The organism is Micromonospora sp. C31, from assembly GCF_018070575.1.
Lineage (GTDB): Bacteria > Actinomycetota > Actinomycetes > Mycobacteriales > Micromonosporaceae > Micromonospora.
On record NZ_JAGPXN010000001.1, the window covers coordinates 589227 to 601155 of the forward strand.

At 69.0% G+C, this 11929-nt stretch carries 17 protein-coding genes; all 17 read right to left on the reverse strand.

Going from position 1 to position 11929, the window contains the following annotated elements; all coding sequences use genetic code 11:
• Positions 1–10: 10 nt before the first annotated feature.
• The 17 genes from rpsQ to KBX06_RS02790 all read right to left on the reverse strand — a co-directional run bounded on the left by rpsQ (position 11) and on the right by KBX06_RS02790 (position 11915).
• Positions 11–289 carry a 30S ribosomal protein S17 gene (gene rpsQ / locus KBX06_RS02710; RefSeq protein WP_210832540.1) on the reverse strand — a complete coding sequence of 93 codons (279 nt, stop codon included), beginning with the start codon at positions 287–289 and terminating at the stop codon, positions 11–13.
• Positions 286–522 carry a 50S ribosomal protein L29 gene (gene rpmC / locus KBX06_RS02715; RefSeq protein WP_007073028.1) on the reverse strand — a complete coding sequence of 79 codons (237 nt, stop codon included), beginning with the start codon at positions 520–522 and terminating at the stop codon, positions 286–288. The genes rpsQ and rpmC overlap by 4 nt, the downstream gene beginning before the upstream one ends.
• Positions 522–947 carry a 50S ribosomal protein L16 gene (rplP, locus tag KBX06_RS02720; RefSeq protein WP_007465292.1) on the reverse strand — a complete coding sequence of 142 codons (426 nt, stop codon included), beginning with the start codon at positions 945–947 and terminating at the stop codon, positions 522–524. The genes rpmC and rplP overlap by 1 nt, the downstream gene beginning before the upstream one ends.
• A gap of 3 nt (positions 948–950) precedes the next feature.
• Positions 951–1808: a 30S ribosomal protein S3 gene (gene rpsC, locus KBX06_RS02725; RefSeq protein WP_088998355.1), complete on the reverse strand. Its 858-nt coding sequence runs from the start codon at positions 1806–1808 to the stop codon at positions 951–953.
• Positions 1808–2266, reverse strand: coding sequence for a 50S ribosomal protein L22 (rplV, locus tag KBX06_RS02730; protein WP_210832541.1), 459 nt, complete (start codon positions 2264–2266; stop codon positions 1808–1810). The genes rpsC and rplV overlap by 1 nt, the downstream gene beginning before the upstream one ends.
• 40 nt (positions 2267–2306) lie before the next feature.
• Positions 2307–2588: a 30S ribosomal protein S19 gene (rpsS, locus tag KBX06_RS02735; protein ID WP_013735950.1), complete on the reverse strand. Its 282-nt coding sequence runs from the start codon at positions 2586–2588 to the stop codon at positions 2307–2309.
• A gap of 12 nt (positions 2589–2600) precedes the next feature.
• Positions 2601–3440 carry a 50S ribosomal protein L2 gene (rplB, locus tag KBX06_RS02740; protein ID WP_210832542.1) on the reverse strand — a complete coding sequence of 280 codons (840 nt, stop codon included), beginning with the start codon at positions 3438–3440 and terminating at the stop codon, positions 2601–2603.
• A gap of 12 nt (positions 3441–3452) precedes the next feature.
• Complete coding sequence (gene rplW, locus KBX06_RS02745; protein ID WP_210832543.1) at positions 3453–3755, reverse strand: 50S ribosomal protein L23; 303 nt, start codon at positions 3753–3755, stop codon at positions 3453–3455.
• The gene (rplD, locus tag KBX06_RS02750; protein WP_210832544.1) at positions 3752–4402 is read right to left on the reverse strand and encodes a 50S ribosomal protein L4; all 651 of its coding nucleotides are present in this window, start codon (positions 4400–4402) and stop codon (positions 3752–3754) included. The genes rplW and rplD overlap by 4 nt, the downstream gene beginning before the upstream one ends.
• Positions 4399–5064, reverse strand: a complete 666-nt coding sequence (rplC, locus tag KBX06_RS02755; RefSeq protein ID WP_101412801.1) for a 50S ribosomal protein L3 — start codon at positions 5062–5064, stop codon at positions 4399–4401. The genes rplD and rplC overlap by 4 nt, the downstream gene beginning before the upstream one ends.
• Positions 5065–5075: 11 nt before the next feature.
• Positions 5076–5384: a 30S ribosomal protein S10 gene (gene rpsJ, locus KBX06_RS02760; protein ID WP_007073037.1), complete on the reverse strand. Its 309-nt coding sequence runs from the start codon at positions 5382–5384 to the stop codon at positions 5076–5078.
• A 350-nt stretch (positions 5385–5734) separates the two neighbouring features.
• On the reverse strand, positions 5735–6928 hold the full coding sequence (gene tuf / locus KBX06_RS02765; RefSeq protein WP_210832545.1) for an elongation factor Tu: 1194 nt from the start codon (positions 6926–6928) through the stop codon (positions 5735–5737).
• A gap of 218 nt (positions 6929–7146) precedes the next feature.
• Positions 7147–9243 carry an elongation factor G gene (gene fusA / locus KBX06_RS02770; RefSeq protein ID WP_210832546.1) on the reverse strand — a complete coding sequence of 699 codons (2097 nt, stop codon included), beginning with the start codon at positions 9241–9243 and terminating at the stop codon, positions 7147–7149.
• A 75-nt stretch (positions 9244–9318) separates the two neighbouring features.
• Positions 9319–9789 (reverse strand): 30S ribosomal protein S7, encoded by a 471-nt coding sequence (gene rpsG / locus KBX06_RS02775; RefSeq protein WP_077938296.1) that lies wholly within the window; start codon positions 9787–9789, stop codon positions 9319–9321.
• Between the two features lies 1 nt (position 9790).
• Positions 9791–10165, reverse strand: a complete 375-nt coding sequence (gene rpsL / locus KBX06_RS02780) for a 30S ribosomal protein S12 (protein ID WP_014440718.1) — start codon at positions 10163–10165, stop codon at positions 9791–9793.
• A 491-nt stretch (positions 10166–10656) separates the two neighbouring features.
• Positions 10657–11004: a hypothetical protein gene (locus tag KBX06_RS02785; protein ID WP_210832547.1), complete on the reverse strand. Its 348-nt coding sequence runs from the start codon at positions 11002–11004 to the stop codon at positions 10657–10659.
• A gap of 539 nt (positions 11005–11543) precedes the next feature.
• Positions 11544–11915, reverse strand: a complete 372-nt coding sequence (locus KBX06_RS02790) for a hypothetical protein (protein ID WP_210832548.1) — start codon at positions 11913–11915, stop codon at positions 11544–11546.
• Positions 11916–11929 lie beyond the last annotated feature (14 nt).

Here is an 11929-nt window from a genome sequence, read left to right on the forward strand (position 1 = left end):
CGAGCCTTCGCTACTTGGCCTTTTCCAGGATCTCCACGAGCCGCCACCGCTTCGTGGCGGACAGCGGCCGGGTCTCCATGATCATGACCCGGTCGCCGATGCCGGCGGTGTTCTGCTCGTCGTGCACCTTCAACTTGCGGGTACGGCGCATGATCTTGCCGTACAGCGCGTGCTTGACCCGGTCCTCGACCTCGACGACGACGGTCTTTTCCATCTTGTCGCTGACCACGAGGCCCTCACGCACCTTGCGGCGGGCCCGCGCGGCGGCGGTGGTGGTGTTCTCGCTCATGATGCAGTCACCTCAGTCGGCGCGGCCGAGAGACCCAGCTCGCGCTCACGCATGATCGTGTAGATCCGGGCGATCTCCCGACGGATGACCTGCAACCGCCGGTTGTTGTCCAGCTGGCCGGTCGCGGCCTGCACGCGGAGGTTGAACAGCTCCGCCTTGGCCTCGCGCAGCTTCGTGACCAGCTCCTCCTCGGAGAGCTCACGCAGCTCGGAGGCCTTAACGCCCGCTGCCATCAGGATTCACCCACTTCGCGCGTAACAATGCGGCACTTCATCGGGAGCTTGTGGATCGCGCGACGCATCGCCTCTCGCGCGATCTGCTCGTTGGGGAAGGACATCTCGAAGAGAACCCGCCCCGGCTTGACGTTGGCGACCCACCACTCGGGCGAACCCTTACCGGAACCCATCCGGGTCTCGGCCGGCTTCTTGGTGAGGGCCTGGTCCGGGAAGATCGTGATCCAGACCTTGCCACCACGCTTGATGTGGCGGGTCATCGCGATACGCGCCGACTCGATCTGGCGGTTGGTCACGTACGCCGGCTCGAGAGCCTGGATCCCGAACTCGCCGAACACCACCCGGTTACCACCCTTGGACGCGCCACTGCGGTCCGGGTGGTGCGGCTTGCGGAAGCCCTTCGGGGGCTTGCGCGGCATCAGCATCTGTCAGCCCTCCTGCTGCGTTTCTGCCGCGGCGGCGACGGCGGCGGGATCCACCGCGTCACCACTCGGCGTCTCGGCCTGCTGCGCGATGGTCGTCGCGGCGGCGGCCCTGCCGGCCTCGGTCCCGCCGGCGGTCGTGCCGGACGAGCCGGACCGACCACGGCGCGGCCGCTCCGGACGGTCGCCACGGTCACGGCGCGGGCGCGACGGCGCCTCGGCCGGGGTCTCCCGACCCGGTACCGCGTCGCCCTTGTAGATCCAGACCTTCACGCCGATCCGGCCGAAGCTCGTACGGGCCTCGAAGAAGCCGTACTCGATGTTGGCCCGCAGCGTGTGCAGCGGGACCCGGCCCTCGCGGTAGAACTCGGTCCGGCTCATCTCGGCGCCGCCGAGACGACCCGAGACCTGGACCCGGATGCCCTTGCAGACCGGGTTCTTCATCGCGGACTGCATGGCCTTGCGCATCGCCCGACGGAAGCTGACCCGGCTGGAGAGCTGCTCGGCCACACCCTGTGCGACGAGCTGCGCGTCCGACTCGGGGTTCTTCACCTCGATGATGTTCAGCTGGACCTGCTTGCCGGTCAGCTTCTCGAGCTCGCCGCGGATCCGGTCGGCCTCCGCACCCTTACGGCCGATGACGATGCCCGGCCGGGCGGTGTGGATGTCGACCCGGACCCGGTCCCGGGTGCGCTCGATGTCGACCTTGGAGATCCCGGCGCGCTCGAGGCCCTTGGACATCATGCGGCGGATCTTGACGTCCTCGCCGATGTAGTCCTTGTAGAGCTTGTCCGCGAACCAGCGGGACTTCCAGTCGGTCGAGATGCCGAGCCGGAACCCGTGCGGGTGAACCTTCTGACCCATTACTCGGCGCCCTCCGTCTTGCTCTGCGTCTCGGCCGGCTCCGCCTGCTTCGCCGGGGCCGACTTCTTCGCGGCCGCCTTCTTCGGCGCGGCCGGCGCCACCGCCTCGACCGCGACGGTGATGTGGCAGGTGCGCTTGCGGATCCGGTACGCCCGGCCCTGCGCCCGCGGCTGGAACCGCTTCATGGTCGGGCCCTCGTCGACGTACGCCTCGCTGACGAGCAGCGCGTCGGGGTCCAGCCGCTCGTTGTTCTCCGCGTTGGCGATGGCGCTCGCGAGCACCTTGTACACCTGCTCGCTCGCAGCCTGCGGCGCGAACTGCAGCACCGTGAGCGCCTCCTTCGCGGGCAGGCCGCGGACGAGGTTGACCACCCGGCGCGCCTTCATCGGCGAGATGCGCACGTGCCGCGCAACCGCCCGCGCGCCCGGAAGCACCGGAGCGTCGCCCTTTCCTGGCATCGCTGTAACCCCTTGTTCCTCTATCCGTATGCCCGCGGCGTCAGCGCCGACGGCTCTTCCGGTCGTCCTTCTCGTGACCCTTGAACGTGCGGGTCAGCGCGAACTCGCCGAGCTTGTGCCCGACCATCGCCTCAGTCACGAACACCGGGACGTGCTTGCGTCCGTCGTGCACGGCGATCGTGTGACCCAGCATCTCCGGGATGATCGTCGAGCGCCGCGACCAGGTCTTGATGACGTTCTTCGAGCCCTTCTCGTTCTGCGTCTCCACCTTCTTGAGGAGGTGGTCGTCGATGAACGGGCCCTTCTTCAGGCTGCGAGGCATGTCTTATCTCCCTCAGCCGCGCTTACGCGTGGCGTAGCGGCGGCGGACGATCAGCCGGTCACTCGGCTGGCCCTTACGACGGGTGCGGCCCTCGGGCTTACCCTGCGGGTTGACCGGGTGGCGACCACCGGAGGTCTTACCCTCACCACCACCGTGCGGGTGGTCGACCGGGTTCATCGCGACACCACGGACGGTCGGGCGCTTGCCCTTCCACCGCATCCGGCCGGCCTTGCCCCAGTTGATGTTCGACTGGTCGGCGTTGCCGATCTCGCCGATGCTGGCGCGGCAGCGGACGTCGACCCGCCGGATCTCGCCGGACGGCATACGCAGGGTCGCGTACACGTCCTCACGGCCGAGCAGCTGGATGCCGACGCCGGCCGAGCGGGCCAGCTTCGCGCCGCCACCCGGACGCAGCTCCACGTTGTGGATCGTGGTACCGACCGGGATGTTGCGCAGCGGCAGGTTGTTGCCCGGCTTGATGTCGGCGCCCGGACCGGACTCGACGCGGTCGCCCTGCTTCAGGTCCTTCGGCGCGATGATGTAGCGCTTCTCGCCGTCGGCGTAGTGCAGCAGCGCGATGCGCGCGGTGCGGTTCGGGTCGTACTCGATGTGGGCGACCTTCGCCGGCACGCCGTCCTTGTCGACCCGCTTGAAGTCGATCAGACGGTACTGGCGCTTGTGACCGCCACCGTGGTGCCGCGTGGTGATCCGGCCGTGGGCGTTACGCCCGCCCTTCTTCGGCAGCGGAGCCAGCAGCGACTTCTCGGGCGTCGACCGGGTGATCTCAGCGAAGTCGGCGACGCTGGAGCCACGCCGGCCCGGCGTCGTCGGCTTGTACTTACGGATAGCCATTGTCTACACCCCTCAGCTGACCGGGCCGCCGAAGGCCTCGATACGGTCACCGTCAGCCAGCTTCACGATCGCCCGCTTGGTGGCCTTACGCTGCCCGAAACCGGTCTTGGTCCGCTTGCGCTTGCCCTGGCGGTTGAGCGTGTTGACCGTCAGGACGCGGACACCGAAGATCTGCTGGATAGCGATCTTGATCTCGGTCTTGTTCGCGTCCGGGTGCACCAGGAAGGTGTACCAGTTGCGGTTCAGCTCGCTGTAGCTCTTCTCCGAGACGACCGGCGCCACGATGACGTCGCGCGGATCGGCGATCGTGCTCACTTGCCACCCTCCTCGGTGGTCTCGGCGGGAACACCCAGGAACTCGTCCAGGGCGTCCTTGGTGAAGACCACGTCGTCGGCCACCAGCACGTCGTACGTGTTGAGCTGGCCGGCCTCGATCAGGTGCACCCGCGGCTCGTTGCGCAGCGACACCCAGTTCAGCTCGTCGGTGCTGCTCAGCACGACCAGGACCCGGCGGGCCTCGGTCAGCTTCGTCAGCGTGGCCAGGGCGGCCTTCGTCGACGGCTTCTCGCCCGAGACGAACGCCTCGACGACGTGCACCTGCCCGGCGCGGGCCCGGTCGGAGAGGGCGCCACGCAGGGCGGCGGCCTTCATCTTCTTCGGGGTCCGCTGGCTGTAGTCGCGCGGCACGGGGCCGTGCACGACGCCACCGCCGGCGAACTGCGGCGCGCGGATCGAGCCCTGCCGGGCGCGACCGGTGCCCTTCTGCTTGTACGGCTTCTTGCCGCCACCGGCGACCTCGCCGCGGGTCTTGACCTTGTGCGTGCCCTGCCGGGCCGCCGCGAGCTGAGCCACCACGACCTGGTGCATCAGCGCGACGTTGGCCTGGACGTCGAAGATGTCGGCGGGCAGCTCGACGGAGCCGCTCCTGGAGCCTTCGACGGTGAGGACGTCAACGGTGGTCACTTGGCCGCACCGCCCTTCTTCGCCTTGGTCTTGGCCGCGGTACGGACCAGGACCAGCGCGCCCTTGGGGCCGGGAATGGCGCCACGGACGAGCAGGAGGTTGTTCTCGGTGTCGACCGCCTGGACGGTCAGGTTCTGGACGGTGTAGCGCACGCCACCCATCCGGCCGGCCATCCGGGTGCCCTTGAAGACACGACCCGGGGTGGCGCAGGCGCCGATGGAGCCCGGCGAGCGGTGCTTGCGCTCGACACCGTGGCTGGCGCGCAGACCGTGGAAGCCGTGCCGCTTCATCGGGCCGGCGTAACCCTTGCCCTTGGTCTTGCCGGTCACGTCGATCGACATGCCCGCCGGGAACTCCTCGACCGTGACCTCCTGGCCCAGCGAGTAGTCGGCGGCGTCGCTGGTACGCAGCTCGACGATGTGGCGACGCGGCGCGACGTCGGCCTTCGCGTAGTGCCCGCTGATCGGCTTCTTGACCTTGCGCGGGTCGATCGTGCCGTACGCCAGCTGGACCGCGGAGTAACCGTCCTTGTCGGCGCTACGAACCTGGCTGATGACGCACGGGCCGGCCTCGACCACGGTCACCGGGACAACACGGTTGTTGTCCCAGACCTGGGTCATGCCGAGCTTTGCGCCCAGGATCCCCTTGACTTGCCTGTCCATTTGTCCGGTCCCTACAGCTTGATCTCGATGTCGACGCCAGCCGGCAGGTCGAGGCGCATGAGCGAGTCGACCGTCTTCGGGGTCGGGTCGATGATGTCGATCAGCCGCTTGTGCGTGCGCATCTCGAAGTGCTCGCGCGAGTCCTTGTACTTGTGCGGCGAGCGGATAACGCAGAAACGGTTGATCTCCGTGGGCAGCGGCACCGGGCCCGCGACCTGCGCCCCGGTACGCGTCACCGTCTCGACGATCTTCCGAGCCGAGGAGTCGACGACCTCGTGGTCATAGGCCTTGAGCCGGATGCGGATCTTCTGTCCCGCCATGGTGGCTTCTGTTCCTTCTCTCGATGCCGCTGTGTTGCGGGCGCCTGTACCGGCTGGCACAGGCCCACTTCGCCGACCCCCGCGGTCGGGCGTGTCGCGCCCTCGGGCCAAGCTCCGCCCCGGGACTCCGGAGCGATTCTGACCGCGCGGTGGGTCAGGGCGCCGATCGCACTACCGCGACCTGAACGCCGTGCGAGGGTGGTTGGCGAACGGGCCGCCAACCACCCTACGCTCGACCGTCCTGCCACCCGGAGGTTCAGCGAAAGCCGAACACAGGCAGCGAACTGTCGTTACGCAACCTGACTAGTATGCCGCACGACATGCGGCGGGCCTAATCGGGGTTACCTAGCTCACTTGACGATCTTGGTGACGAACCCGGCGCCGACGGTGCGGCCACCCTCGCGGATCGCGAACTTGAGGTTCTCCTCCATGGCGATGGGCTGGATCAGCTTCACCGACATGGTGGTGTTGTCACCCGGCATGACCATCTCGGTGCCCTCGGGGAGGGTGACGACACCGGTGACGTCCGTGGTGCGGAAGTAGAACTGCGGACGGTAGTTCTGGAAGAACGGGGTGTGCCGGCCGCCCTCCTCCTTGGAGAGGATGTAGACCGTCGCCTCGAACTCCGTGTGCGGGGTCGTGGTGCCCGGCTTGATGACGACCATGCCGCGCTCGACGTCCTCGCGCTTGATGCCACGCAGCAGCAGACCGACGTTCTCGCCCGCGCGGGCCTCGTCGAGCAGCTTGCGGAACATCTCGATGCCGGTGCAGGTGGTCTTCATCGACTTCTCACGGATGCCGACGATCTCCACCTCCTCGTTCGGCTTGAGCACGCCGCGCTCCGCCCGGCCGGTGACGACCGTGCCACGACCGGTGATCGTGAAGACGTCCTCGATGGGCATGAGGAACGGCTTCTCGGTCTCGCGCTCCGGCTGCGGGATCGCCGTGTCGACCGCGGTCATCAGGTCCAGCAGCTTGCCGGTCCACTCGGGGTCACCCTCGAGGGCCTTCAGCGCGGAGACCCGCACGACCGGCAGGTCGTCGCCCGGGTAGTCCTGGTTCGACAGCAGCTCACGGACCTCGAGCTCGACGAGCTCCAGGAGCTCCTCGTCGTCGACCATGTCGCTCTTGTTGAGCGCCACGACGATGTACGGCACGCCGACCTGGCGGGCCAGCAGCACGTGCTCGCGGGTCTGCGGCATCGGGCCGTCGGTCGCCGCAACCACCAGGATCGCGCCGTCCATCTGGGCGGCACCGGTGATCATGTTCTTGATGTAGTCGGCGTGACCGGGGCAGTCGACGTGCGCGTAGTGCCGCGCCTCGGTCTGGTACTCGACGTGCGCGATGGAGATCGTGATGCCGCGGGCCTTCTCCTCCGGCGCCTTGTCGATCTCGTCGAACGGCGTGTACGGGTTCAGGTCCGGGTACTGGTCGTGCAGGACCTTGGTGATGGCCGCCGTCAGCGTCGTCTTACCGTGGTCGATGTGACCAATGGTGCCGATGTTGACGTGCGGCTTAGTCCGCTCGAACTTCGCCTTCGCCACTGGGTCCTCCTGTGGACTTCTTGGTTCGTTCGCCCCGGCGCGCCGGTCGGCGCTTAGGACTCTGTCGACAGCCTTTCCGACCTGACGGCCGGAGAGCTTTGGTGGGTTCTGCGGCGATGAAGCCTACAGGCCCGGTCTCACGCATCCCGACCGAGGTGGTCGCGGGCGGGAGCACCCTCCCGCGACCGCCCCGGATCATCGATCACGTCAGGTGAGGGTCACTCACCCGTCGCCTTGGCGATGATCTCCTTCGCGACCGAGGACGGAACCTCGGCGTAGGAGTCGAACTGCATGCTGTAGCTAGCCCGGCCCTGGGTCTTCGACCGCAGGTCGCCGACGTAGCCGAACATCTCCGACAACGGCACCAGAGCCTTGACGACGCGGGCGCCGCTGCGCTCCTCCATCGCCTGGATGATGCCGCGGCGGGAGTTGAGGTCGCCGATGACGTCACCCATGTTCTCCTCAGGAGTGGTGACCTCAACGGCCATCATCGGCTCGAGGAGCGCGGGGTCGGCCTTGCGGGCCGCCTCCTTCATCACCATCGAGCCGGCGATCTTGAATGCCATTTCCGACGAGTCGACCTCGTGGTACTGGCCGTCCAGCAGCGTGAGCTTGACACCCACCAGCGGGAAGCCGGCGAGGATGCCGTACTGCATGGCGTCCTGCGCGCCCGCGTCCACCGACGGGATGAACTCCCGGGGGATACGGCCACCGGTCACCGCGTTGGCGAACTCGTAGGTCGGTGCGTCGTTGCCCAGCGGCAGCGGCTCCAGGCTGATGATCACCCGGGCGTACTGGCCGGAACCACCGGTCTGCTTCTTGTGGGTGTACTCGACCTTGTCCACCTTGCGGCGGATGGTCTCGCGGTAGGCCACCTGCGGCTTGCCGATGTTGGCCTCGACGTTGAACTCGCGGCGCATCCGGTCGACCAGGATGTCCAGGTGCAGCTCGCCCATGCCGGAGATGACCGTCTGGCCGGTCTGGTCGTCCAGCTTGACGCGGAAGGTCGGGTCCTCCTCGGCCAGCCGCTGGATGGCGGTGCTGAGCTTCTCCTGGTCGGCCTTGGTCTTCGGCTCGATGGCGACCTCGATGACCGGCTCCGGGAAGGTCATCGACTCCAGGATGACCGGGTTCGCCGGGTCGCACAGCGTGTCACCGGTGGTGGTCTGCTTCAGGCCCTGCACCGCGATGATGTCGCCAGCCTGGGCCGAGCTGCGCTCTTCCCGCTTGTTGGCGTGCATCTGGTAGATCTTGCCGATCCGCTCCTTGCGGTCCTTGGTGGAGTTGACCACCTGGGAGCCGGACTCGAGCGTGCCGGAGTAGATCCGGACGTAGGTGAGCTTGCCGAGGTGCTTGTCCGTCTGGATCTTGAAGGCGAGGCCGGAGAACGGCTCCGACTTGGACGGCTTCCGCTGCAACGGGGTCTCGCCGTCGGTGGCCGTACCCTCGATCGCCGGGATGTCCAGCGGCGACGGCAGGTACGCGACGACCGCGTCGAGCATCGGCTGGATGCCCTTGTTCTTGAAGGCGGTGCCGGTGAGGACCGGGTTGGCCTTGCCGTCGATGGTGGCCCGGCGGATTGCGGCCTTGATCTCCTCGACGGAGATCTCCTCGCCCTCCAGGTACTTCTCCATCACCGCGTCGTCGACGTCGGCCAGCGTCTCGATCAGCTTCTCGCGCCACTCGGCGGCGGAGTCGGCGAGGTCGGCCGGGATGTCCTCGATCGCGTAGTCCTCGCCCTTCTGCGTCTCGCCGCGCCAGGTGAGGGCCCGCATCTCGACCAGGTCGACCACGCCGATGAAGTCGGACTCGGCGCCGATCGGGATCTGGAGGACCAGCGGGGTGGCGTTGAGCCGGTCGATCATCATCTGCACGCAGCGGAAGAAGTCGGCACCGGTCCGGTCGAGCTTGTTGACGAAGCACATCCGGGGGACGTTGTACTTGTCCGCCTGCCGCCAGACGTTCTCCGTCTGCGGCTCCACGCCGGCCACGCCGTCGTAGACCGCAACCGCGCCGTCCAGCACCCGCAGCGACCGCTCGACCTCGACCGTGAAGTCGACGTGGCCGGGCGTGTCGATGATCTGGATCGTGTGGCCCTTCCACTCACACTTGGTAGCAGCGGAGGTGATGGTGATACCACGCTCCTGCTCCTGCTCCATCCAGTCCATGACGGCACCGCCCTCGTGGACCTCACCGATCTTGTACGTGATGCCGGTGTAGAACAGGATCCGCTCGGTGGTGGTGGTCTTACCGGCATCGATGTGGGCCATGATGCCGATGTTGCGTACGTTGGCGAGCGCGTCTGCGGCGGCCACTTCAATCCCTACTTATCGTCGTCTCGACACAACTGGTGGCGGTTCCGGCGCCACCAGGGCGCCGGAACCAGGGTGTTACCAGCGGTAGTGCGCGAAGGCCTTGTTGGACTCGGCCATCTTGTGCGTGTCCTCGCGCCGCTTGACGGCGGCACCGAGGCCGTTGCTCGCGTCCAGCAGCTCGTTCATCAGCCGCTCGATCATGGTCTTCTCGCGACGGGCGCGGGAGTAGGTGACCAGCCAACGCAGGCCCAGGGTGGTCGCCCGGGCGGGGCGGACCTCGACCGGGACCTGGTAGGTGGCGCCACCGACGCGACGGCTGCGCACCTCGAGGGTCGGCTTGACGTTGTCCATCGCCCGCTTGAGGGTGACGACCGGGTCGGTGCCGGACTTCTCACGGCAGCCCTCGAGGGCGGCGTAGACGATGCGCTCGGCGAGCTGACGCTTACCGCGCAGGAGGATCTTGTTCACCAGCTGGGTGACCAACGGCGAGTTGTACACCGGGTCAGCGACCAGCGGCTTCCGCGGAGCGGGTCCCTTGCGCGGCATGTCAGCTCTTCTCCTTCTTCGCGCCGTAACGGCTGCGCGCCTGCTTGCGGTTGCGGACACCCTGGGTGTCCAGCGAACCGCGGACGATCTTGTAACGCACGCCGGGGAGGTCCTTCACACGACCGCCACGGACGAGCACGATCGAGTGCTCCTGCAGGTTGTGGCCGACGCCCGGGATGTAGGCGGTCACCTCGATCTGGCTGCTGAGCTTGACACGAGCGACCTTGCGCAGCGCCGAGTTCGGCTTCTTCGGGGTGGTGGTGTACACACGGGTGCACACGCCGCGCCGCTGAGGGGAACCCTTCAGCGCCGGGGTCTTGGTCTTGCTCGTCTTAGCCTGGCGGCCCTTTCGGACCAGCTGCTGGATCGTGGGCACCGGGTTTCTCCGCTCCCTTCGACCGCCTGGTGGCGGTCGCACCGTCTGCCGTAGCCGACCTGATGGCCGACTCTCCTACATTCCGACCAGGTCCACCTCGCGATGGTCCCGGCACCCGCGGTCGGGCGTGTCGCCCAGCTCACGGTTCCGGCGCCGACGCTTGCGCGTGTCGGCCGGGTCTTGCACCGGCACACGGCAGGCCGCGTGCCGGGTCTGTGGCTTTGTCGTGCTCCCACGCGATCTCCGGCTCACCGGATCCAACGCACGCACGAGTTGCCCGGGCTTGCCCGGGCACGAGGGGAAAGAGTACCTACCACAACCGCACAGGTCAAAACGGAGCGGCTGGCGGAGCATCCACGCCCACCCGATCCAGCCCGTCTCGCCTACCCGCCCGTGGTGGGCATCCAGGGTCCGAGTGTACCGGCTCCCCCGCCGGCCGGCCCGCCGACCCCGTCACGGCAGCGTTCCCGCCCCCCGGCCGGGCACCGGCCTCACCGCAGCCCCAGCAGCAGCGCCAACCCCAGGCCGAGCAGGCTGAGCAGCAGCCCCGCCACGCCACAGCCGACCCCGGCCAGCGCCAGGCCGCGACCGGTGAACCGGACCGCCGGCGGAGCCGTGGGGAGCCGGATCTGCCGCAACCCCAGCAGGCCGGCGACGACGGCGCCCGCGCCGGCCAGGACACCCAGCAGCGTGAACGCGCCGGCCGCCCACGCACCCCCCACGCCGCCGACCGCGCCGACGCAGATCACCAGCAGCGAGACCAGGGTCGAGACGATCCCGGCCACCAGCGAACCCACGGCCAGGCCGGAGGTGACCGGCGGCACGTCGAGGTGCACCACGCCGAACGGCGTACCCGCGACCGGGTCGACCCGCTTCGGTGGCCGGGCGGCCTCGCGCGGAGGTGGGGGCGGGGCGGCCGGGCCCGGACCCCAGCCCGGCGCCGGCGCCGGACCCGCGCCCGCGGGTGAGGCGCCCCCGGGCGACACGGACGGCGGGCCCGGCTCCCCCGCGCCCCAGGGCGACACCGGCGACGGACCCGACTCCCCCGCGGCCGGCGGGGAACTCCAGGGCGACACGGACGGGCGACCCGGCTCCCCCGCTGCCGGCGCAGCGCCCCAGGGCGACACCGGCGGCGGGTAGCCCGGCGCGGCGGACGGGCCGTTCTGGGCCGTGTCGGGCCGCGCCCACTGCCCGCCCGACGGGGCGTCGGGATTCGCAGCGGGGGGCGCCACGGGATCGCCGGGGTGGCGCGCCGGTTCCGTCACGGGTCCTCCTGTCGACGTGTCGGCGTCCACCGCCGCGCGACGGACACCCGGGTCAGGCTACCGCCGCCGGCCGACGGCCCGCGCCCGGCGCGATCCGCTCCCTCGGCGATCGGTCAGTCCACGTTCGGTGCGAAGTCCTGCCCGTAGGGCGTGTCGGCGAGCCGGACCAATCCGAGGACCATCGCGGTCACCACGCTGACGGCCGCCAGCAGCAGGCCCGCCCAGGCCAGCCGCTCGCCCCGGCCCAGCCAGGCCGCACCGGTCAGGAACCCCCCCGAGGCGTACGCCTCCCGGCGCGCCTGACGCGCTAGCTGGAGCGCCACCGTGGCCGGCACGATGCCGCCGATGAACAGACCGGTCAGCGCGCCGATCAGACCCAGCGCGAAGACCGCCCGCGCCTTCGTGGCCCGGACCGGGTCCGGGTCGAGCGGATGGCGGGGCGGCCCCGGCTGGGCGACGGGCGCCTGCCCGGGTGCGGTCGTCATGCCCCCATCATGCC